The sequence below is a fragment of the Mesorhizobium sp. BR1-1-2 genome (assembly GCF_020165435.1).
Lineage (GTDB): Bacteria > Pseudomonadota > Alphaproteobacteria > Rhizobiales > Rhizobiaceae > Mesorhizobium.
The window spans coordinates 402,172-425,291 of the sequence record NZ_JAIUID010000002.1 but is presented as its reverse complement, the minus strand read 5'-3'; the positions used below and the strand labels follow the sequence as shown (position 1 = coordinate 425,291).

Sequence of the window (23,120 nt, the reverse complement as noted above, 5' to 3'; positions counted from 1 at the left end):
CTGATCAGTCTGCCGAAAGCGCGGTCATGACATTGCGGAAACGCGCCGCTATGGCGTCGCGCCTGGCGTGCCTGCCGCCGCTGACTTGCTTTTGGCCGTGCACCCAGACGCAATCGACCTTGGCGCCGTTGGCGAAGATCCAGGCATCGAGGATCGCGTCTCCGGTCTTGCTGGCGAGCGAGGGACTTTCTGCATCGAGCGAGACGAGATCGGCGGATGCGCCAATGGCGATCCGCGTGGCGCCGGCGCCGAGGGCGACGCTGCCCCCGTCAAGCGCGGCGTCGAACAGCGCGCGGCCGGTCGAGCCGCCGGCGACCGCCAGCACGTTGCGGGCGCGGTGGGCGAGACGTTGCGAATATTCGAGTTGCCGAAGCTCGTCCGGCAGGCCGATCAGCACGTTGGAATCGGAGCCGACGCCGAAGCGGCCGCCATGTTGCGTGAACAGCGGCGCCGCAAAAGTGCCGTCGCCGAGATTGGCTTCGGTGATCGGGCACAGTCCCGCGATCGCGCCGCTTTTTGCCATCGCCACGGTCTCGGCATCGGTCATATGGGTGGCATGGATCAGGCACCAGCGCGGGTCGACATCGGCATGGCCAAGCAGAAATTCGACTGGACGCGCGCCCGACCAGGCAATGCAGTCCTCGACCTCCTTCACTTGTTCCGCGACGTGGATGTGGATCGGTCCGTCCGGCGCCATTGCAGCGACTTGTCGCAATTCCTCGACCGTCGCGGCACGCAAACTATGGGGGGCGACGCCGATGACCGCTTGAGTCAAGGCGCGAACGCATTCGCTAGACTTCTCAACCAGGCGTGAGAACCGGTTCACATCATTTATGAATCTGCGCTGGCCTTCGCTGGGAGCCGCGCCGCCGAAAGAAGAGTGCGCATAGAAGACCGGCAGCAGCGTCAAGCCTATGCCGGTTTCGGCGGCGGCGGCCGCGATGCGCTCGGCCATTTCGGCGATGTTGGCGTAGGGCTTTCCGTCGTGGTCGTGATGCAGATAATGAAATTCGCCGACGCGCGAGAAGCCGGCCTCCAGCATCTCGACATAGAGTTGGGCGGCGACCGCCTCGACCTGATCGGGCGTCATCGACAGCGCGAAACGGTACATCACCTCGCGCCAGCTCCAGAAACTGTCGGCCGACGGGCCGCGCAGCTCGGCAAGTCCGGCCATGCCGCGCTGGAACGCGTGGCTGTGCAGGTTGGGCATGCCCGGCAGGACGATGGCGTGGCGCTCGTCGCCGACGTTCGGCGCAACCCCGGCGTCGATTGCCGCAACGCGTCCTTCGCCCAGGGCGATGCGCACATTGCTTCGCCAGCCTTCCGGCAGAAGCGCCTGTTCCGCAAAGATCGTCGTCAATTTGTTCTCCGAATCCTGGCTTATGATGACAATAGCACTTGCGGTGCTTTTTAATATGTATATACATAACTGCCATCCTTTCAAAGGGAAAAGATGATGGCTGGAGAGAGCAAGGACCGGACGGCGGCGGTTCGCATATGGCGCAATGCGCGCCTGGCGACCTTTGCCGAAGGGGCGGCGGGGCAGGGCGTCGTCGAAAAGGGCGCCATCGCCGCGCGTGACGGCATCATCGTCTATGCCGGCGCCGAAGCCGATATTCCGGCGGCGTTCGAGCAGCATGCCGAGATCGTCGATTGCGAGGGCCGCTGGATCACGCCCGGCCTGATCGACTGCCACACCCATCTCGTCCATGCCGGCAACCGCGCCAACGAATTCGAGATGCGGCTCGCCGGCGCCACCTATGAGGAGGTCGCCAGGGCCGGCGGCGGCATCGTCTCGTCGGTCAGGGCCTTGCGTGCCGCAGGTGAGGACCAATTGGTCGCCCAGACACTGCCACGTCTCGATGCGCTCATTGCGGAGGGCGCTACCACCATCGAGGTCAAGTCCGGCTATGGCCTTGACCTGGAAAACGAGAAAAAGGCGCTGCGCGCGGCGCGCCGTTTGAGCGCAGAGCGCCCGGTGACGATCCGCACGACCTTCCTCGGTGCCCATGCCTTGCCGCCGGAAGCCAAGGGCGACAAGGACGCCTTTATCGATCTCGTCGCCGCCACGATCCTGCCGGCCATCGCTGCCGACGGGCTTGCCGACGCCGTCGATGGCTTCTGCGAAGGCATCGCTTTTTCGGTCGAGCAGATGGCACGGGTCTTCGACGCCGCAAAGGCGCTTGGCCTGCCGGTAAAACTCCATGCCGACCAATTGTCGAACCTGCATGGCGCCGAGCTCGCCGCGCGCTATGGCGCGCTGTCGGCCGATCATCTCGAATATACCGACGAGGCAGGTGCGGCGGCAATGGCCGGATCGGGCAGCGTGGCGACGATCCTGCCCGGCGCCTACTATTTTATTCGCGAAACGAAGAAACCTCCGATCGAATTATTCCGCAGGCATGGCGTCAAGATGGCCGTCGCCACCGACAACAATCCCGGCACCTCGCCGCTGACGTCGTTGCTGCTGACCATGAACATGGCGGCGACCCTGTTCGGCATGACGGTCGATGAATGCCTTGCGGGCGTGACCCGCGAAGCCGCCCGCGCGCTGGGCCTGCTCGGACAGACCGGCACGCTGGAGGCGGGTAAATCCGCCGATCTTGCGATCTGGAGCATCGAGCGCCCGGCCGAACTCGTCTACCGCATGGGCTTCAACCCCTTGCACGCGCGCATCTGGAGAGGACAATGACCGAACTCGTACTGCAGCCCGGCAACGTGACCCTGGCCGACTGGCGCGCCATCTATCGCGGCGCCGTACCAAGGCTAGACGATGCCTGCCGGCCAAAGATCAGGGCGAGTGCGGAGGCTGTCGCACGCATCGTCGCCAAGGGCGAGCCGGTCTATGGCATCAACACCGGTTTCGGCAAACTGGCCAGCGTCCGCATTCCTGCCCAGGATCTCGAAACGCTCCAGCGCAACATCGTGCTCTCCCACGCCGCCGGCGTCGGCGAGCCGATGCCGGTCGCCGTTTGCAGGCTGATGATGGCCTTGAAGCTTGCCAGCCTGGCGCAAGGCGCCTCCGGCGTGCGGTCGCGCACCATCGAGCTGCTGGAAGCGATGCTGGCCAACGATGTCATTCCGGTGGTGCCGGCGCAAGGTTCGGTCGGCGCCTCCGGCGACCTCGCGCCCCTTTCGCACATGACGGCCGTGATGATCGGCGTCGGCGAATGCTTCACTCCGCATGGCCGCTTCCCGGCCAAGGTCGCCTTCGTCTCGCATGGGTTGGAGCCTGTCATCCTTGGCGCCAAGGAAGGGCTGGCGCTGCTCAACGGCACGCAATTCTCGACCGCATACGCGCTGGCGGCCCTGTTCGAGGCCGAAGTTCTGTATCAGTCGGCACTGGTCGCGGGAGCATTGTCCACCGACGCCGCCAGGGGCTCGGACGCTCCCTTCGATCCGCGCATCCATCTCTTGAGGAAGCATCGCGGCCAGATCGAGACGGCGGATGCGCTGCGAAATCTGATGGCCGGCAGCGCCATCAGAGAATCCCACCGCGTCGGCGACGAGCGCGTGCAGGATCCCTATTGTCTGCGCTGCCAGCCGCAGGTGATGGGGGCCGCCCTCGACGTATTGCGCAAGGCGGCCGACACGCTCGGCACGGAAGCAAATGGCGTCACCGACAACCCCTTGATCTTCGCCGAGGACGACACGGCCTTGTCGGGCGGTAATTTTCATGCCGAGCCGGTGGCTTTCGCCGCAGACATGATCGCACTCGCCGTCTGCGAGATCGGCTCGCTGTCGGAGCGCCGCATCGCCATGCTGGTGGACCCGGCGCTGTCGGGCATGCCGGCCTTTCTGACGCCGAAGCCGGGCCTGAACTCCGGTTTCATGATCCCGCAGGTGACGGCTGCAGCGCTGGTTTCCGAAAACAAGCAGAAGGCCTATCCCGCAAGCGTCGATTCGATCCCGACCTCGGCCAACCAGGAGGATCACGTTTCGATGGCGGCGCACGGTGCGCGGCGGTTGATGGGCATGGTCGAGAACGCCACGGCCGTCATCGGTATCGAGTTGCTGGCCGCGACCCAGGGCTGTGACTTCCACGCGCCGCTCGCCTCCAGCACCGCGCTCGAAGCAGTGCGCAAATTGGTCAGGGCCGAGGTGCCGCATCTCGACAACGACCGGCATTTCCATCCCGACATGGAGAAAGCCATCGCCATGGTGCGCAGTGGTGCGGCGGTGAAGGCGGCGAGCGCGGTGGCGCTGCCGGGGATTGCTTCATGAAAATGCTCGCCATGGTAGGCCGCGTCCCTTCGCGCCCCCCTCTGTCCTGCCGGACATCTCCCCCACAAGGGGGGAGATTGGCTGTCATCGAGGCTTTCGCCAATCTCCAACGTTGCAGGTTTGAGCGAGGCGCCGAAAGTGCCAATCTCCCCCCTCGTGGGGGAGATGTCCGGCAGGGCAGAGGGGGGCGCCGTAGAGCGCCAGTTTGCGGAGGTCTCGCATGACACCTTCCTGGCTCACCGTCACGCGCGGCACCGCACCCCTGCTGGTCTCGATCCCGCACACCGGCGTCGACCTTGCCGGGCTCGACGGCCGGCTGGTGTCACCCTGGCTTGGCCGGCGCGACTGCGACTGGTGGATCGACAAGCTCTACGACTTCGCCACCGATCTCGGCGCCACTGTCGTCCACACCGCGATCTCGCGCACCGTCATCGACGTCAACCGCGATCCGTCGGGGGTTTCGCTCTACCCCGGCCAAACCACAACCGGCCTGTGCCCGACCGAGACATTTGACGGTGATCCGCTCTACCGCATGGGCGAGGAGCCGACCCCGTCCGAGATCGACCGGCGCCGCGAGACTTATTTCGCGCCCTACCATGCCGCTTTGCAGGCCGAGATCGACCGGCTGCGCGGCATGCACGGGAAGATCGTTCTCTACGACTGCCATTCGATTCGCTCGGTGCTGCCGCGCCTGTTCGACGGCACGCTGCCGGTGTTCAACCTCGGCACCAATGACGGCAAGAGCACCGACCCGTCATTGCAGGAAAAGGTGGCCGCTATCCTTGCCGCGACGGGCGAGAGCTGGGTCGTCAATGGTCGCTTCAAGGGTGGCTGGATCACGCGCCGCTTCGGCCAGCCGATCGAAGGCGTCCACGCGCTGCAGATGGAACTCTCCAACCGTGGCTATATGCGCGAGCCCGACGAGAAGGGCAGGCCGGGCAATTGGCCGGTGCCCTACGATGCCGGGTTTGCAGCACCAATCCGCGAAACGCTGAAGCGGATTCTTCAAACCGCCATTGACTGGGCCGGGCGCTGATGCACCGCCCCATCCGAAAGGGACAATGATGACCGATCCTCGCCACAATATCCGCGAAGTGCGCAGCCCCCGCGGCGACAAGCTCAACGCCAGGTATTGGACGACCGAAGCGCCGCTGCGCATGCTGATGAACAATCTCGATCCCGATGTCGCCGAAAACCCCAACGAACTGGTCGTGTATGGCGGCATCGGCCGGGCGGCGCGCACCTGGAACGATTTCGACCGCATCGCCGCTTCGCTGAAGACGCTTGGCGAGGACGAGACGCTGCTGGTGCAGTCGGGCAAGCCGGTCGGCGTCTTCCGCACCCATCCCGACGCGCCGCGCGTTTTGATCGCCAACTCCAACCTGGTGCCGCATTGGGCGACCTGGGAGAAATTCAACGAGCTCGATCGGAAAGGCCTGATGATGTACGGCCAGATGACGGCCGGCTCGTGGATCTATATCGGCACGCAAGGCATCGTGCAGGGCACCTACGAGACCTTCGTCGAAGCCGGCCGCCAGCACTATGGCGGCGATCTCAGGGGCAAATGGATTCTGACCGGCGGCCTCGGCGGCATGGGTGGCGCCCAGCCTCTCGCCGCCGTCATGGCCGGCGCCTGCTGCCTGGCCGTCGAATGCGATCCCGACCGTATCGATTTCCGGCTGCGCACCCGCTATGTCGACGAGCGTGCCGATACGCTTGACGAGGCGCTGGAGAAGATCGCGCGCTGGACCAGGGCGGGCGAGGCGAAGTCGGTCGGCCTGGTCGGCAACACCGCCGATATCGTCCCCGAGCTGGTGCGGCGCGGCGTGCGCCCCGATATGGTCACCGACCAGACTTCGGCGCACGATCCGTTGAACGGCTATCTGCCCAAGGGCTGGACGCTGGCCGAATGGCGCGAGAAGCGCACGTCCGACCCGAAAGCAGTCGAGAAAGCCGCCCGCGCCTCGATGCGCGAGCATGTCGAGGCGATGGTGGCGTTCTGGAACGCCGGCGTGCCGACGCTCGACTACGGCAACAACATCCGCCAGGTGGCGAAGGAAGAAGGCTTCGAAAACGCCTTTGCCTTCCCAGGCTTCGTGCCGGCCTATATCCGGCCGCTGTTCTGCCGCGGCATCGGCCCGTTCCGCTGGGCGGCCCTTTCCGGCGATCCGGAGGACATCTACAAGACCGACGCCAAGGTGCGCGAACTGACGCCTGGCAACACGCATCTGCACAATTGGCTGGACATGGCGCGCGAGCGCATCGCTTTCCAGGGCTTGCCGGCGCGCATCTGCTGGGTCGGCCTCGGCGACCGCCACCGGCTGGGCTTGGCCTTCAACGAGATGGTAGCCAAAGGCGAACTCAAGGCGCCTGTCGTCATTGGTCGCGACCATCTCGATTCCGGCTCGGTCGCCTCGCCGAACCGCGAGACGGAGGCGATGAAGGACGGCTCGGACGCGGTGTCCGACTGGCCGCTGCTCAACGCCTTGCTCAACACCGCGTCGGGCGCCACCTGGGTGTCGCTGCACCATGGCGGCGGCGTCGGCATGGGCTTTTCCCAGCATGCCGGCATGGTCATCGTCGCCGACGGCACGCCTGAGGCCGCCAGGCGCCTGGAGCGGGTGCTGTGGAACGACCCGGCGACCGGTGTCATGCGTCACGCCGATGCCGGCTACGACATCGCCATCGACTGCGCCAGGGAGCATCAGCTCAACTTGCCCGGCATCCTGGGCTAACGGGCCGACCGATGCGCGTCCTGCGGGCAGCCGGATACAAATCGATGCCATGGAAGAACGGCGGCGGCGTGACGACGGAAATCACCGTCTCGCCGGCCGATGCCGGGCTCGACGCCTTCGACTGGCGTGTCTCGATGGCCCGCGTCGAGAGGGGCGGGCCGTTCTCCAGCTTTGCCGGCATCGACCGCACGCTATCGGTGCTGGAGGGCGAGGGAATCATTCTTGATGTCGCCGGCCAGCCGCCGGCGCGCCTGACCGCCGCTTCAGCCCCGTTTTCCTTTCCGGCCGATCGGCCGACCGGCGCCGAACTGATCGCCGGCCCGATCACCGATCTCAACGTAATGACCCGTCGCGGCCGCATGAGGCATTCCGTCGAACGTCTCGTGATTTCGGCCCCTGCGGAAATCGGGACTGAAAGCCGCGCGACCCTCGTCCTGTGCCTGGGTGGGGAAGTCGTGGTTTCCGCCGCCGAGCCTGTTCGCCTTGGCCACCTCGACGCGCTCCTGACTGCCTCAGCCGCAGCTGGCCTGCGCATCCAGCCGATCGACGACACGACAGTATTCGTGGTCCGGATCGATTGCATTCGAGCCAACGATTAACGCTTGTTTCCAAACATGATCGCGATGCCGGCGAAATATAGGGTAAGCTCCAGCCGGGATCACGAAAAAGCCTGAATCCTTTCCGTCGATCGGTCTCGGCGGGAGTGAGAGGCGTTCGTCTTTGAAACTGTCGAAAAGACGATGCCTCGTCGTGGTGCGGAAACAATTTTCGGCAAAAGCTGGGCATGCAACCAATTGCATTTGAATCGGTTTTAGGGCCATTGCCGTGGCGGTGACGCCGCTGAGTGCCCGCTTACGGAATTTTCAATGAATATTCAGACGAATCCAGCACAGATCGAAAAGACCAGCGCGAGCTTCCCGCCCATCACGGAAGAACCGATAAGATCCATTTTCCTGCCGGAGGAACGCCTTCGGCTGCTCGGTGAAAGCCTGGCCAAGGGCGATCTCGCGGATCTCTTCGGCCTGACGCCGTTCGATTTCCAGGCCCGCATCCGCGACAGCGCCAAGAAGATCCTCGAAGTCTACCGTTCGACCAACGCCGCGCAGGCGAGGGGCGAGACCATCACGCCCGCGGCGCAATGGCTGCTCGACAACAACTATCTGGTCGAGGAAACCATTTTCCAGGTCAAGCGCGACCTGCCGCGCCGCTTCTATCGCCAATTGCCGACACTGAAGCTGCCCGACGGCGGCAGCGAGCCGCGCGCTCTGGCGCTGGCCTGGACCTATGTGGCGCATTCCGACAGCTCCGTCTCCGCGACCATGTTCAAGGCCATCGTCCAGGGCTTCCAGTCGGTCGAGCCGCTGAAGATCGGCGAACTCTGGGCGCTACCGTCGCTGTTGCGCTTCGTTCTGATCGAAAATCTTCGCCGCCTGGCGGTGAGGGTCAACCGCACCCGGCAGATGCGCCAGATCGCCAATGATGTCGCAGACAAGGTGTTGGCGACCGACGATACGCGCGACCGCCAGGCGATCCTGGCCAATTTCAGCGCGCATGCCCAGGACACCACCTTTGCCACGCAACTGCTCTATCGCTTGCGCGACGGCTCGCAGAATGCAGGCAAGGCGCTGGAGTGGCTGGAAGGCGAACTCGAGAAGACCGGCTCGGACGCCGAGGAAATCATCATTTCCGAGCATCATACGCTGTCCAGCGGCAATGTGACGACCGGCAACATCATACGCGGCCTGCGGCTCATCAACGATATCGACTGGACGGTGTGGTTCGAGGGCGTCAGCCGTATCGACACGGTGCTGCGCGAGCGCACCGACTTCGCCGCGCTCGATTTCTTCTCGCGTGACCAGTACCGGACCGCGATCGAAGAGCTGGCCCGCCGCTCGAATCTCTCGGAATATCGCGTCGCCGAAAAGGCGATCGAACTGGCTGGCCAGGTCGCTAACGAGAATCCATCGGCCGCCGGCGACACCGCTGGCGTTGCGGTTCCGCACGCGCACACGGATGTCGGTTTTTTCCTCGTCGGGCCACGCCGGCTGGAGCTGGAAAGGGCGATCGGCTACCGGCCGACCGTCAGTCAGACCGTCAAGCGCACCTTTGCCAAGACCGGATGGCTGGGCATCGTCCTGCCGGTCTTTGCGCTGACCGTGCTGCTGCTGGTGGTTTCCGGCAATGCCCTTGCCAATCTCGGCTTGTCTGTGCCTTCGATCGTCTTGATGCTGGCGCTGTTTGCCGTGCCGGCGAGCGAAGGCGCGCTCGCTTTCTTCAACACCGTTGTCTCGCTGTTCCTCAAGCCGACACGCCTTATCGGCTATGACTACCGGCACGGCGTGCCGTCCGAGGCACGCACCCTGGTGGTGGTGCCGTCGCTGATCGGCTCGCGCGACGACGTCGAGGAAAACATCCGCAACATCGAAGTGCACTATCTCGCCAATCTGGCGGACGAGATCCACTTCGCCCTGCTGTCGGACTGGCCCGACAGCAAGACCGAGATCGACGCGGCCGACACCGAGATTCTCGAATTCGCCCGTGACGAGATCGCCCGCCTCAACGCCCGCTATCCCGCCGAAGGCGCACCGCGCTTTTACCTCCTGCACCGGCGCCGGCTCTACAATGCCGCTCAGGGATGCTGGATGGGCTGGGAGCGCAAGCGCGGCAAGCTGCACGAGCTCGACCTGCTGCTGCGCGGCGATAGCGACACCACCTTCCTGCCGCTCGATGTGCCGCTGCCGGAAAAAGTCGTCCACGTAATGACGCTCGACGCCGACACGCGCACCACCCGCGACGCGGTCGCCACGCTCGTCGGCAAGCTCTGCCATCCACTCAACCGCCCGCATTTCGATGCCACAAGGCGCGTCGTCACCTCGGGCTACACGATCCTGCAGCCACGCATCACCGCTTCGCTGACCAGCGGCGACGAGGCGTCGTTCTTCCAACGGGTCTTCTCGGCCAATCGCGGCCTCGATCCTTATGTCTTTGCGGTGTCCGACCTATACCAGGACGTCTTCGGCGACGGTTCTTTCACCGGCAAGGGCCTCTACCATGTCGATGCCTTCGAGGCCGCGTTGCAGGGTCGCATCGAGGAAAACACCATCCTCAGCCACGATCTGCTCGAAGGCGCGCTGGCGCGTTCGGCGCTCGTCACCGATGTCGAACTGGTCGAGGATTACCCGACCCGCTATTCGGTCGACGCCTCGCGCCACCATCGCTGGGCGCGCGGCGACTGGCAGCTCCTGGGCTTCATCCTCGATCCGCGCTCCGGCGTCCCGGCGCTGTCGCGCTGGAAGATGGTCGACAATCTGCGCCGCTCGCTGACGCCGATCTTCTGGGTGATGGCCGCGATCGCCGGCTGGACGCTGCTCCCCTTCACGCAGGCAGCACAATGGCAGGCATTGCTGATCCTCAGCCTGTTCATGGCGCCCACTTTCGACGTCGTCAACGCCATACTGCCCAAGAGCGGTGACCAGACGCCGCGGGGCCATTTCTCCGCGCTGGCGCGCGACGTCGCCTTCGGCACCGCCATGGTGGCGTTGAAGATCGTGCTGATGGCGCATAATGCCTGGATGATGGGCGACGCCATCGTGCGCACGCTCTACCGGCTGTTCGTCTCCCGGCAGAACCTGCTGGAATGGCGCACCGCCTCGCAGGCGCACAAGGCCGGCGACAACGACACCGGCTCCTACTACGGCATGATGTACGGCGCCGTGATCATCGGCTTCGTCGGCCTCGCCATTCCGGTGCTGGCCGATTCCACCGGCGCCTTCGTCGCCTTCTTCTTCGCGCTGTTCTGGATCGGCTCGCCGGCGATCGCCAGCTGGATCAGCCGCTCGGCCGAAACCGAGGACCGGCTGCGCATATCGCAGTCCGACATCCATACGCTGCGCACCGTGGCGCGGCGCACCTGGCACTATTTCGAAACCTTCGTCACGGCGGAGCATCATCATCTGCCGCCGGACAATTTCCAGGAGAGCCCGGCGCCAGTGGTCGCGCCGCGCACCTCGCCGACCAATATCGGTGTCTATCTCCTGTCGGTCGTCTCGGCCCGCGATTTCGGCTGGATCAGCCTGTCCGACGCCATAACCCGCATCGATGCCACCATGACGACCATCGAGAGCATGCCGCGCAATCGCGGCCATCTCTTCAACTGGTACGACACCACCACGCTGAAGCCGCTCTATCCGCTCTACATCTCGGCTGTCGACAGCGGCAATCTCGCCGGCCATCTGGTGGCGGTGGCGGCGGCCTGCGCCGAGTGGGCCGAGGCGCCGTCGGTTCATCTCCAGGGCGATTTCGAAGGCATCCTCGACACAGTGACCATCCTCGGCGAGAGCCTGGACGAGCTGCCCGACGACCGCCGTCAGCTGCGACCGCTGCGCCAGCGCCTGGCCGACCGCCTCGACGGGATGCGGCGCGCCGTCGACACCATCAAGGCGCAGCCGGAAATGGCCTCGATCCGTACCATCAATTTGGCTGTGCTGGCCGGGGAGATTCGCAAGCTCGCCACCGCCATCCATACCGAGGCGGCATCGCCGCAGAGCGACGTCATCGTCGACTGGGCAGCCAGGCTCGAAGCCACCTGCGAGGCGCATGTCCACGACGCCCACAGCGACGACAACGCCGTCGAGGCGCTGCGGGCCAAGCTGCTCACATTGCGCGAGCGCACGCGCCGCTTCGCCTTCGAGATGGAGTTCTCGTTCCTGATGCGGCCGGAGCGCAAGCTGCTATCGATCGGCTACCGGGTCGAGGAGCACCAGCTCGACGAGAGCTGCTACGACCTTCTGGCCTCCGAGGCGCGGCTGACCAGCCTGTTCGCCATCGCCAAGGGCGACCTGCCGACCGAGCACTGGTTCCGGCTTGGCCGGCCGATCGTCGAGATCGGCTTCCAGGGCGCGCTGATGTCCTGGTCCGGCTCGATGTTCGAATACCTGATGCCGCCGCTGGTGATGAAGGAACCGCAAGGTTCGATTCTCAACCAGACCAGCAAGCTGATCATCAAGCGCCAGATCCAGTACGGCCGCCAGAAGAACGTGCCTTGGGGCATTTCGGAAGCGGCCTACAACGCCCGCGACCGCGAGCTGACCTACCAGTACACCAATTTCGGCGTGCCCGGTCTCGGGCTGAAGCGCGGTCTTGGCCAAAACACGGTGATCGCGCCTTACGCCACCGTGCTGGCCGCGCAATTCAACCCGCGTGAAGCGGTGCAGAACCTCGCGCGCCTGCGGGAGCTCGGCGCGCTTGGCCGCCATGGTTACTACGACGCAGTCGATTTCACGCCGCAGCGCGTGCCGGAAGGCACCGATCACGTCGTCGTACAGAACTACATGGCCCACCATTCCGGCATGTCGATCGCGGCGGTCGCCGATGCTATTTTCGAGGGTCGCCTGCGCGACCGTTTCCACAGCGATCCGGTCATCGAGTCGGCCGAACTTCTGCTCCAGGAGAGGGCGCCGCGCGACATCCCGACCGCGACCGTCAGGACCGAGGCGGACGAACGGGCGAAGGACGAGACCGAAACCGAGAGTCCCGACACCCGCATCGTGCTCGATCCTGTGCGGGCGCTGCGTTCGACCAATGTGATGTCGAACGGCCGCTATTCGGTGATGGTCACCGCGACAGGCTCCGGCTACAGCCGCTGGGGCGATCTGTCCGTCACGCGCTGGCAGCCGGATCCGACCGAGGACCGGCTCGGCTCCTACATCTTCCTGCGCGACGCCGGCACCGGCGACTGGTGGTCGGCGACGGCGGAGCCCAAGCGCGCGGCCGAGGAGCGCGCCCAGACGCTGTTCTCCGACGACAAGGCCAGCTTCGTCAAACTGGTCGGCACGCTGCGCTCCGAGGTCGAATGCATCGTCATCTCGGAAGGCAATGGCGAAGGCCGGCGCGTGACGCTGTTCAACGAGGGACCGACCGACCGTCACATCGAAGTGACCTCCTTCGCGGAGCTGGTGCTGGGGCTGGAGGTATCCGACAATGCCCATCCCGCCTTCTCGAAAATGTTCGTGGAGACCGAAATTGCCCCCAACAATGGGGCGATCTTCGCCACGCGGCGCAAGCGCGAGACCAGCGAGCCAGACGTGACGATGGTGCATTTCGTCACCGACCCGTCCGGTCCGGCGCGCGACGCCGAAGCCGAGACCGACAGGCGCGCCTTCATCGGCCGCGGCCGCACCATCGTCGACGCGGCGGCTTTCGATCCGGGCGCCCGGCTTGGCGGCCATTCCGGCTTCACCCTCGATCCCGTCGCCTCGCTGCGCCGGCAGGTGCGTGTGCCTGCCAACAAGAAGATATCGCTGACCTTCTGGACCGTCGTCGGTTCCAACCGCGCGGAGCTGGAGGAGGCCATTGCCCGGCTCGACCACCCGGAGAGCTTTGCCCGCCAGGCCATGCTTGCCTGGACGCGCAGCCAGGTGCAGACCCGGCATCTCGGCCTCAGCCTGGCCGACGCCGCCAACGTACAGAAGCTGGCGCGCTATCTGATCTATCCGGATCCTTTCCTGCGCCTGCCGGCCGAATCCATCGCTTCGGGACTGGGCAAGCAGTCGAGCCTGTGGCCGACCAGCATCTCCGGCGATTTCCCGATCTTCCTGGTCAGGATCGGCGACGTCGCCGATCTCGAAATCGTCGCGCAGGCGCTGCGTTTCCAGGAGTACATGCGCACCCGTGGCATGATGATCGATTTCGTCGTCGTCAACGAACAGGCCTCCTCCTATGTGCAGGACCTGCAGCGAGCGGTCGAATCCCTGTGCGAGAACAGCCGTTTGCGCGGCAAGGAGCTCGGACCGCGCCAGCACATATTCGCCGTGCGCCGCGACCTGATGGACGAGACCACCTATAAGACGCTGCTTGCGGTTGCCCGCGTGGTTCTGCACACGCGCAACGGCACCATCTTCGATCAAATCGAGCGGGCCGAGGTGGCCGCCTTGCAGGCGCGCGACGCCCAGCAACCGGCGGCATTGCCCGAATTGGCGTCTATGACGCATTCCTTTGGCTCGCAGGCCCTGGCGGCGGACGGGCACGGGCTCAGCCAATGGAACGGGTTCGGTGGTTTCGAGGGTGACGGGCGGCACTATGTCGTGCGCCTGGCCGGCCGCAGCACCACGCCGCAACCCTGGATCAACGTCATTTCCAACGCCTCGTTCGGCTTCCACGTCTCCGCCGAAGGCGCTGCATTCACCTGGAGCCGCAACAGCCGCGACTACCAGCTGACGCCGTGGTCGAACGATCCGGTTTCGAACCGGCCCGGTGAGGGCATCTATATCTATGATCACGCCAGCGGCCGGGCCTTCTCGCCGCTCGCCGCCGTGGTGCGCGATCCGTCGATGACTTACGAGACGTGGCATGGCCAAGGGTTCTCCACCTTCCGGTCAAAGCGCGGCTCACTGTCGATGGACCTCACCCATGTCGTCGACCCGGTCGACCCGGTGAAGATTTCCCGCCTGCGCATTCAGAATGCCGGCCCGGCGCCGGCCAGGCTGCGCGTCTATGCCTATGCCGAATGGGTGCTGGGCGGACATCGCTCGCGCACGGCGGCGACCATCGTTCCGTCGCGCGATGCCGCCACCGGCGCCTTGCTGGCACAGAACCCCTACGGGCTCGATTTCGGCGAGCGGGTCGCCTTCCTCGCCGCCGATGACGGCGTGCATTCGGTGACATCGGACCGGACCGAGTTCCTGGGCCGGCACGGCACCAGCGAATTTCCGCAGGCGGTGCTGAGCGGCGCGGGATTGTCAGGCCGCGTGGAGGCCGGCGACGATCCCTGCGCTGCAATCGCCCGCGACATCGATGTTCCGGCCGGCGGCGACGTCACGCTGTTCTGGCTGCTCGGGGACGCCGGCTCGGCCGCGGAGGCGAGCGCCTTGGTGCGCAAGCATCGGGGCAGGGATTTCGACCAGCGTCTGGCCGACAACGAGCGCGAATGGCGCGGCTTCCTCGATACGATCCAGGTCGAAACGCCGGACAAGGCGCTCGACGCCATGGTCAACCACTGGCTGCCCTACCAGAGCCTCGCTTGCCGCATCCGCGCCCGCTCTGCCTTCTATCAGGCCAGTGGCGCCTTCGGCTTCCGCGACCAGTTGCAGGACACGCTGGCTCTGCTGGCACACGATCCCAAACTGGCGCGAGACCAGATCCTCAACGCGGCGCGGCGGCAGTTCCCCGAAGGCGACGTGCAGCATTGGTGGCTGCCGCGCACCGGGGCGGGTGTGCGCACGCTGATCTCCGACGACGTGGTGTGGCTCGCCCATGCCACCGCGCGCTACCTGCTGGTGACGGGTGACGCCACCATCCTGAAGGAGCAACTGCCCTTCATCGATGGACAGCCGCTGGGCGAGGGCGAGCACGATGCCTTCTTCACGCCCGAGATTTCCAAAAAGACGGCGTCCCTCTACGAGCATTGCGCGCGTGCGCTCGATCTGGCCATTACGCGCAGCAGTCCCGCCGGACTGCCGCTGATCCTCGGCGGCGACTGGAATGACGGCATGAACCGCGTCGGCGAGCAAGGCAAGGGCGAGAGCGTCTGGCTCGGATGGTTCCTGCTGCGGACGCTGGGCGACTTCGCCGCCGTGGCCAAGACCGAGGGCGATGCCAAGCACGCGCAGGCCTGGGCAAAGCATGCCGACGCGCTGAAACGCGCGTTGGAGAGCACGGCGTGGGACGGCGAATGGTATCGGCGCGGCAGTTTTGACGATGGCACGCCGCTCGGTTCGCGCTCATCCCAGGAGTGCAGGATCGACTCCATCGCCCAGTCCTGGAGCGTGCTCTCGGGCGAGGGCGATCCGGCGCGTTCGACGACGGCCATGCAGCAGGCGACCAAGCTGCTCGTCGACGACGAACTCAAGATCCTCAAGCTGTTCACGCCGCCCTTTTCGAAGACGAAGAAGGATCCGGGCTACATCAAGAGCTACCCGCCGGGCGTTCGCGAGAATGGCGGCCAGTATACCCATGCCGCCACCTGGTTTGTCATCGCGCTGGCCGAAATGGGGCTGAACGACGAGGCCTATCGCTGCTTCTCGATGCTGAACCCGGTCAACCACGCCTTGGACGAGGCCGCGGCCGAACGCTACCGCGTCGAGCCCTACGTGGTTGCGGCCGACATCTACGCCGGTGACGGCAATGCCAGCGACAACAAGGGCGGCCGCGGTGGCTGGACGTGGTACACGGGCTCGGCGGGCTGGCTGTACCGGGCGGCGGTCGAAGGCATTCTCGGCATCGAGCGGCGTGGAAAGCAGATCACGTTTAAGCCGAAACTGCCCAGCCATTGGGATGGCTACGCCGCCACGCTCAAAATGCTGGGGGCCGAAGTCACGGTACGTGTCCTCCGCGACAAAAAGACCAAGTCGATCTCGCTTGAAGTCGATGGTTCGAAGACGAAATCCGCGTCTTTCCAACCGAAGGCTGGTAGCAAGGTCGAAGTCGTCGTGAAGATACCTTCGTAAAATCAACAGCTTCAACCCTATCCCGCGCATCCTCCGGAACGCGCGGGATAGTCTTTTGTCTATTTGCAGATCTCCGCTTCGGCAGCCGGCGCACCCGGTCGGGGCATGCCGGGCAAGTTCCCCGTGATTAAAAATGTGGCAGCGCTCAGCGGCTGCCATGATTTTGCCGCAAGGCTGACATTTCACCTTTTATCTCAACCCGTTAGGTGATCACGTGAGATTTCGCATCGTCGTCATCTTTTGTTCGCTAAACGGGAACGGAAGGGATAGACGGGCATTGTTTTGCGACGCGTTAACCGATACGTGTCAAGAAATGGTGCAGTGCACAATAAATGTTTTGGCGGAGTAGCTGAAGTGTCCCTTCTGCAAATCTACTGGCGAGCGCTCGGTTATTTGGCAGCTGACAGGAAACGCGTGGCGCTGATCTGCTCGGCCAATGTCGCGCTGGCCATCATCGCCATCCTGGAGCCGATCATGTTCGGTCGCGTGATCGACGCGATTTCCGCACACGGCTCCGTCTTTTCGACGCTCGCCCTCTGGGCCGGCCTCGGCGCCTTCAACATCATCGCATTCGTTCTTGTGGCACGCGGCGCCGACCGCTTCGCCCACGCCCGGCGCAGCGAAGTGCTCTGCGACTCCTTCGAGCGCGTCATCACCATGCCGCTCGCCTGGCATCACCAGCGCGGCACGTCCAATTCCCTGCACACGCTGCTGCGTGCCGTGGAGACCTTGTTCAGCCTCTGGCTCGAATTCATGCGCCAGCATCTGTCCACCGCCGTCGCGCTGTTCCTGCTGATCCCGACCGCGCTCAGCATGGACGTGCGCATGTCGATGGTGCTGCTGGCCCTTGGCGTGCTCTATGTCGGCATCGGCCGGCTGGTGATGAAGCGGACCAAGGCGGGCCAGGCCGCCGTGGAGCGCCACTATCACACCGTATTCGCCCATGTGACGGATTCGGTCAGCAACGTCGCCGTTTTGCAGAGCTACAACCGCCTCGGCCATGAGGCCGATACGCTGCGCCGCTATGTCAAGAACCTGCTCGATGCGCAGAACCCTGTGCTCGACTGGTGGGCCATGGCCAACGCGCTGCATCGCCTGTCGTCGACCATTTCGATGATGGTGGTGCTTTTGATCGGCGCCTATCTGGTCACCCACGGCCAGCTGCGCATCGGCGACGTCATCGCCTTCACCGGTTTTGCAACGCTGCTGATCGCCCGTCTCGACCAGATGTCGGCATTCGCCAACCAGATTTCGGAAGCCCGCGCCAAGCTCGAGGATTTCTACCATCTCGAGGACTCGGCGGCCGACGCCGCCGAACCGGACGGGCTGCGCGATCTCACCAACGTCACCGGCCACGTCCGTTTCGAGAATGTCGGCTTCGAATTCGCCAATTCGGGGCAGGGCATCCACGACGTCTCGTTCGAGGTCCAGGCGGGCCAGACCGTAGCCATCGTTGGGCCGACCGGCGCCGGCAAGACCACGCTCATCAATCTGTTGCAGCGCGTCTTCTCGCCGTCCACCGGCCGTATCCTCATCGACGGCATCGACACCCGCACCGTGACCCGCAAGTCGCTGCGCCATTCGATCGCCACCGTGTTCCAGGATGCCGGTCTGCTCAACCGCTCGATCGAGGACAACATCCGCGTCGGCCGCTCCGATGCGACCAACGACGAGATCCATGCCGCCGCCGACGCGGCTGCCGCACAGGACTTCATCCTGGCCAAGAGCAATGGCTACGACACGGTGGTCGGCGAACGCGGCGGCCAGTTGTCCGGCGGCGAGCGCCAGCGCATCGCCATTGCCCGCGCCGTGCTGAAGGATGCTCCGATCCTGGTGCTGGATGAGGCGACCAGCGCGCTCGACGTCGAGACAGAAGACCGCGTCAAGGAAGCGATCGACGAATTGCGCCGCGACCGCACCACCTTCATCATCGCCCACCGCCTGACCACCGTCCGCGACGCCGATCTGGTCGTGTTCATGGATAAGGGCAGGGTGGTCGAAATGGGCGGCTTCGCCGAGCTGTCGCTGCGCAACGGCCGTTTCGCCAGCCTGCTGCGCGCTGGCGGCCTGCTCAACGACGAAGAGGTCCGCCGCCTCAGCCGCTCGATACAGGGCGAGGCCGCCTGAGCGGGTTCTCTTACCTCCCCCTCGTGGGGAGGTCGGACCGAAGGTCCGGCCGGGGAGCGCCGCCGTCCTCACCCCGCTGCTTCGCAGCGACCCTCCCCACAAAAGGGGAGGTGACAAGGCCTGCGACACTCCCTCGATTGCCCCAGACGCATAGCCGGGCTATTTAAAGCGGCATGAGCGACAGCACTTCACGCCTGAGCGGCTGGACCGATCTTGCCAACCCGACACGGTTCGTGGCGCTTGCCGACCGGGTCGTGCCGTGGCTGGCGACGATTGCGGCGCTGACCCTTGCCGCCGGGCTCTATATGAGCTTCACCGCGCCCGAGGACTTCCAGCAAGGCATCACCGTCCGCATCATGTACATCCATGTGCCTTTCGCCTGGTTGGCCATGATGTGCTACACGCTGATGGCGCTCTCGGCGCTCGGCACATTGGTCTGGCGCCATCCGCTGGCCGATGTCGCACTGAAATCGGCGGCCCCCATAGGTGCCGTCTTCACCGCGCTGGCGCTGATCACCGGTTCGATCTGGGGCAAGCCGATGTGGGGCACCTGGTGGGTGTGGGACGCGCGGCTGACTTCGGTGTTCGTGCTGTTCCTAATGTATCTCGGCATCATCGCGCTGACCCGCGCGCTCGATGACGCCGGCCGCGCCGCCTGGGCCGCCGCCATCATCACGCTGGTCGGCTTCATCAACATCCCGATCATAAAATTCTCGGTCGATTGGTGGAACACGCTGCATCAGCCGGCCTCGGTGTTCCGCATGGGCGGATCGACCATCGACCCCTCGATGCTCTGGCCGCTGCTGGTGATGGCCATCGGCTTCACGGTGCTGTTCTTCGCGCTGCACCTGATGGCGATGCGCACCGAAATACGCCGGCGGCGGGTGATTGCGATGCGGCGGGTCGCGGCGCGGCAAGCCAACTGATCCCACCTTTGGATCACTCGGGCTCCATCGAGTTCCTTCGCGCCCCCCTCTGTCCTGCCGGACATCTCCCCCACGAGGGGGGAGATTGGCTGTCGCATATTGTTTCGCCAATCTCAAACGTTGCAAAGGAAGAGCCGGCGCCAAAGCTGCCGATCTCCCCCCAGTGGGGGAGATGGCCGGCAGGCCCTGCCCCGTACAGAGCCACGCACCGGGCTTGTCGGTCGGCGGCAATACTCCGCCCGGCAAGGAAGCTCCAGAGGGGGGCGCTGTCCCGCCGGCGTTCGAAGGGACTGGAGCACTCGCATACGCGCGGCTTGAATCACCCCATCAGCCCGCGCGCGGCCACCGGCAGGGTTTCCAGCACCGTCTCGCCGTCGATCAAATTGACCTCATTGAACAGGTTTGTCACCACGCAGCAATGATCGGGCACCACGCGCACGCGCTCGCCGATGCGAAGCTTGCCATCGCCTGACAGCGTCACCGTGCCGTGTTCCTCGCTCAGGCCCGTCACCCGCGCTCCCGCAACGCCTAACAGCTCACCGAAATCGGCGAGCCCCAGCGTGTCGCTCGACAGCGCCTTGCTGCCGGCGTCGAGGATGGCACGCGTCGCCGTTGGATGGCTGACCACGGTCGACAGCACTGTCAGCGCGCAATCGTCGAGACTGCCGACGCCCTTGGCGACCTGGTAGCGGTCGAGATAGATGTAGGTGCCGGGGCGGTATTCCGTGACGACGCTGTCTTCGCCGGAGCGCCACATGTCGGGTGTGCCGCCGCTGGAGACGCGCTCGCAGGCAAAGCCGCAGGCGGCCAGCGCCTGCCTGGCGCCGGCGAGCCAGGCCTCGGCCTCCGCCGCGCGGCCCGCGGCCGGATAGGTCATCAACCCGCCAAAGGCGAGGCCCTTGGCCGTGTCGATCTGTCTTGCCAGGCCAACCGCTTCACCGGCCGTCTGCACGCCGCAGCGGCCCATGCCGGTGTCGCACTCGACCAGGACCGGCAGGGGATGGCCGGCATCGGTGAAGGTGGCGGCCAAGCCTTCGATCGTCTCCATGCTGTCCGCCGTCACCGATAGGGTGACGCGCCCATGCAGCGCCTTCAGCCGCTCCAGCTTGGCGCGGCCAAGGATGTTGTAGGGGAGAAAAATGTCGGTCAGTCCGGCATCGGCCATCACCTCGGCCTCGCCGATCTTCTGGCAAGTGATGCCGACCGCGCCCGCGGCGACCTGCTTCTTCGCCCAATAGGGCAGCTTGTGCGTCTTGATGTGCGGCCTGAGCTTCAACCCGTGGCGGTCGGCATGCGCCTGCGCGCGGGCAATATTGGCTTCGGCGCGCGCGGCATCGATCAGGATCGATGGCGTATCGAGGTCGTGGATGGTCGGCATCATCTGTCACCCTGTGGAATCCGCAAGGGTTATGACCCTGAAAGTGTCTTGTGTCACCCGGCCAGCCAAGCGGATCCGTGGTTCCATGCGGCCACGCCGCGAGCCGGGATCGGGCAATACGGATCGACACCGCATCGCCGTTCGGCTATGCGGTTTGTCGGAAAAGTCGACACGAGGACCACGATCATGAAACGCTCCGCCATCAACGACATCATCCGCGAAGCCGACGCTTTCATCCGCTCGTTCGGCTACATCATGCCGCCCTTCGCCTATTGGTCGCCGGAAGAGATGAAGGCGCGCCAGGTCGATTCCTCTGCGATCTTCACCTCACGGCTCGGCTGGGACATCACCGACTACGGGCAGGAAAAATTCAAGGAGCTCGGCCTGTTCCTGTTCACCGTGCGCAACGGCCGCTACGAGGACATGAAGAAGGGCATGGGCATGCTCTATGCCGAGAAGATCATGATCTCGCGCAAGGACCAGCTGTCGCCGATGCACCGCCACAACATCAAGGCCGAGGACATCATCAACCGTGGCGGCGGCAAGCTGGTGCTGGAACTGTTCATGCATGATCGCGACGGCGGCATCGATCCCAAGGCCGAGGTGTCGGTGCCTGTCGACGGAACCATCCACCGGTTGCCGGCGGGCGGACTGCTGAAGCTCGACCCGGGCCAGAGCGTCACGCTGCTGCCCGGCGTCTGGCATGCCTTCTGGGCCGAAGGCAAGGACGTGCTGATCGGCGAGGTGTCGACCGTCAATGACGATCTCACCGACAACGTGTTTCGCGAGCCGATCGGCCGCTTTTCCAACATCGATGAGGACGTCGCCCCGCTGCACTTGCTGGTGTCCGACTATGAGAAGTGGCTGGGGTAGATCAGCCGTGAATTGAGGCGCCGACCGGCTAACGGCAAGGCTGACAACGCTTCAGTGACAGCAGCCAAGTCCAAGTGAATCGCTCCCGGGATGCCGCTACGGCGATCCCTGGGTGATTGATCCCACCGGCTCGCCGGTGAAGATGACCTTCGTGCCTTCGTGCACTTCGGAGGCGAGGTCTTCGGCGTCCCAATTGGTCAGCCTGATGCAGCCATGCGAGAAGGTTTTCCCGATCTTGCTTGGGTCGGGTGTCCCGTGAATGCCGTAACTTTCGATGGACAAATCGATCCAGACCGAACCCACCGGATTGTTTGGCCCGGCGGCGATCGTGAAGGGGCGTTTGGTCCTCACCCCCTTGAAGGCGAAGTCGGGATCGTAGTGATAGGTTGGGTTGTGCACCACGCGTTTGACCTCCGCTTGGCCGCTCGGCGCCGGCTTCTCCTGGCTGCCGATCGAGGCGGGGTACACCGCAAGCACTTTGCCGGAAGGGTCGCGCACGCGCAGCTGGCGAGCGCCCTTGTCGACCTCGACGTCAGTAACACCTGCGGGCGGATCGCCTCGGGTGACGGCAGGCACCAGCACCTTTTGCCCGGCCTTCCTGAAGCCGACGCCGGGGTTGAGCCGTTGAAGCAATTGCTGGCTGACGTGGAAGCGCTCCGCTATTTTTTCCGCCGCGTTGTGGTAGCCAAGCCTGCGCAGGCGGGCCATTCTCTCCATGCGCGCCGGAATTCGCCTGGTAAACGGTCCGCGCACATCCTTGCGCGTCAACTCGTAGGTCTCGAGCACCGGGCTGGGGGACGCCGCGGCCAGCCTGTCCCAGGTCTCGCGCGTGAGCTTGCCATAGGCAGGCAACCCGTTGGCCGCCTGAAATGCCTGGACCGCCTTGGCGAAATTCTCTGCGGCGCGGCCGTCGATCAAGCCCGGCGAGAAGCGCGCGCGATCCAGAAGGATTTGCGCCTTCAGCACGGTCGCACTGACGCCTTTCGCATCGCTGTCGTCGAATTGCGCGTTGTTGACGGTTGCGGCATCCAGCTTTGCCGCCGCTGATACGTCGCACGCCATGGCGAGCACAACCGCCGCGACGAGAAGGAGCCTGGTCATCGACGTCACACTCCTGCATGAGCACCTGCTTCTATGACGTTGCAGGATCGATCTGGTTCCATTCCTCCGCACCTGGGTCGAGATCACCGATTGCCAGCAAGAGAACCCGGACCAGGAGCGCCCGGTTGCCGCGGATGCATGTGATGATAGGCTCAACGGCAGCAGTTCGGCGCCGGCTGCACGCTCGTCCTGTACAGGCATGATGAACTGATCGGCACATCCGCCTTGGCCAACCTTGCCTGCAGTGCCGGCAACGCCTCGCTCTCGCCGCGCCATGTCACGCATTGCACCAGCCCGTGCAGCGCCTTCGGCA

The 23,120-nt window shown here is 64.8% G+C and carries 12 protein-coding genes; 9 read left to right on the top strand and 3 right to left on the bottom strand.

Annotated elements, in window-relative coordinates:
- Positions 1-4 precede the first annotated feature (4 nt).
- Positions 5-1,360 carry a formimidoylglutamate deiminase gene (locus tag LB551_RS05405; RefSeq protein ID WP_224658467.1) on the bottom strand — a complete coding sequence of 452 codons (1,356 nt, stop codon included), beginning with the start codon at positions 1,358-1,360 and terminating at the stop codon, positions 5-7.
- Positions 1,361-1,456: 96 nt separating this feature from the next.
- On the opposite strand from LB551_RS05405, the gene hutI reads away from it, so the two are divergent.
- From hutI to LB551_RS05365, 8 genes are all read left to right on the top strand, one after another.
- Entirely contained in the window at positions 1,457-2,692 is a 1,236-nt protein-coding gene (hutI, locus tag LB551_RS05400; RefSeq protein ID WP_224658466.1) for an imidazolonepropionase, read from the top strand.
- Complete coding sequence (hutH, locus tag LB551_RS05395; protein ID WP_224658465.1) at positions 2,689-4,224, top strand: histidine ammonia-lyase; 1,536 nt, start codon at positions 2,689-2,691, stop codon at positions 4,222-4,224. Before hutI ends, hutH begins: the two co-directional genes overlap by 4 nt.
- 220 nt (positions 4,225-4,444) lie before the next feature.
- A complete protein-coding gene (hutG, locus tag LB551_RS05390; protein WP_224658464.1) occupies positions 4,445-5,260 on the top strand; it encodes an N-formylglutamate deformylase in 816 nt (271 codons plus the stop codon).
- Between the two features lie 25 nt (positions 5,261-5,285).
- Positions 5,286-6,959: a urocanate hydratase gene (gene hutU / locus LB551_RS05385; RefSeq protein WP_224658463.1), complete on the top strand. Its 1,674-nt coding sequence runs from the start codon at positions 5,286-5,288 to the stop codon at positions 6,957-6,959.
- 11 nt (positions 6,960-6,970) lie between these two features.
- Positions 6,971-7,558 (top strand): HutD family protein, encoded by a 588-nt coding sequence (locus LB551_RS05380; protein ID WP_224658462.1) that lies wholly within the window; start codon positions 6,971-6,973, stop codon positions 7,556-7,558.
- Between the two features lie 267 nt (positions 7,559-7,825).
- Positions 7,826-16,402, top strand: coding sequence for a GH36-type glycosyl hydrolase domain-containing protein (locus LB551_RS05375; protein WP_224658461.1), 8,577 nt, complete (start codon positions 7,826-7,828; stop codon positions 16,400-16,402).
- Positions 16,403-16,756: 354 nt separating this feature from the next.
- A complete protein-coding gene (locus LB551_RS05370) occupies positions 16,757-18,529 on the top strand; it encodes a glucan ABC transporter ATP-binding protein/ permease (protein ID WP_140521731.1) in 1,773 nt (590 codons plus the stop codon).
- Between the two features lie 173 nt (positions 18,530-18,702).
- Positions 18,703-19,455 carry a heme ABC transporter permease gene (locus tag LB551_RS05365; RefSeq protein WP_224658460.1) on the top strand — a complete coding sequence of 251 codons (753 nt, stop codon included), beginning with the start codon at positions 18,703-18,705 and terminating at the stop codon, positions 19,453-19,455.
- Between the two features lie 319 nt (positions 19,456-19,774).
- Here LB551_RS05365 and LB551_RS05360 read toward each other — a convergent pair whose 3' ends face one another.
- A complete protein-coding gene (locus LB551_RS05360; protein WP_224658584.1) occupies positions 19,775-20,833 on the bottom strand; it encodes a D-TA family PLP-dependent enzyme in 1,059 nt (352 codons plus the stop codon).
- Between the two features lie 186 nt (positions 20,834-21,019).
- Here LB551_RS05360 and LB551_RS05355 point away from each other — a divergent pair, with 186 nt between their 5' ends.
- Positions 21,020-21,706 carry a D-lyxose/D-mannose family sugar isomerase gene (locus LB551_RS05355; protein ID WP_140560557.1) on the top strand — a complete coding sequence of 229 codons (687 nt, stop codon included), beginning with the start codon at positions 21,020-21,022 and terminating at the stop codon, positions 21,704-21,706.
- A gap of 96 nt (positions 21,707-21,802) precedes the next feature.
- On the opposite strand, the gene LB551_RS05350 is transcribed toward LB551_RS05355, so the two are convergent.
- Positions 21,803-23,092, bottom strand: coding sequence for a L,D-transpeptidase (locus LB551_RS05350; protein ID WP_318012717.1), 1,290 nt, complete (start codon positions 23,090-23,092; stop codon positions 21,803-21,805).
- Positions 23,093-23,120 lie beyond the last annotated feature (28 nt).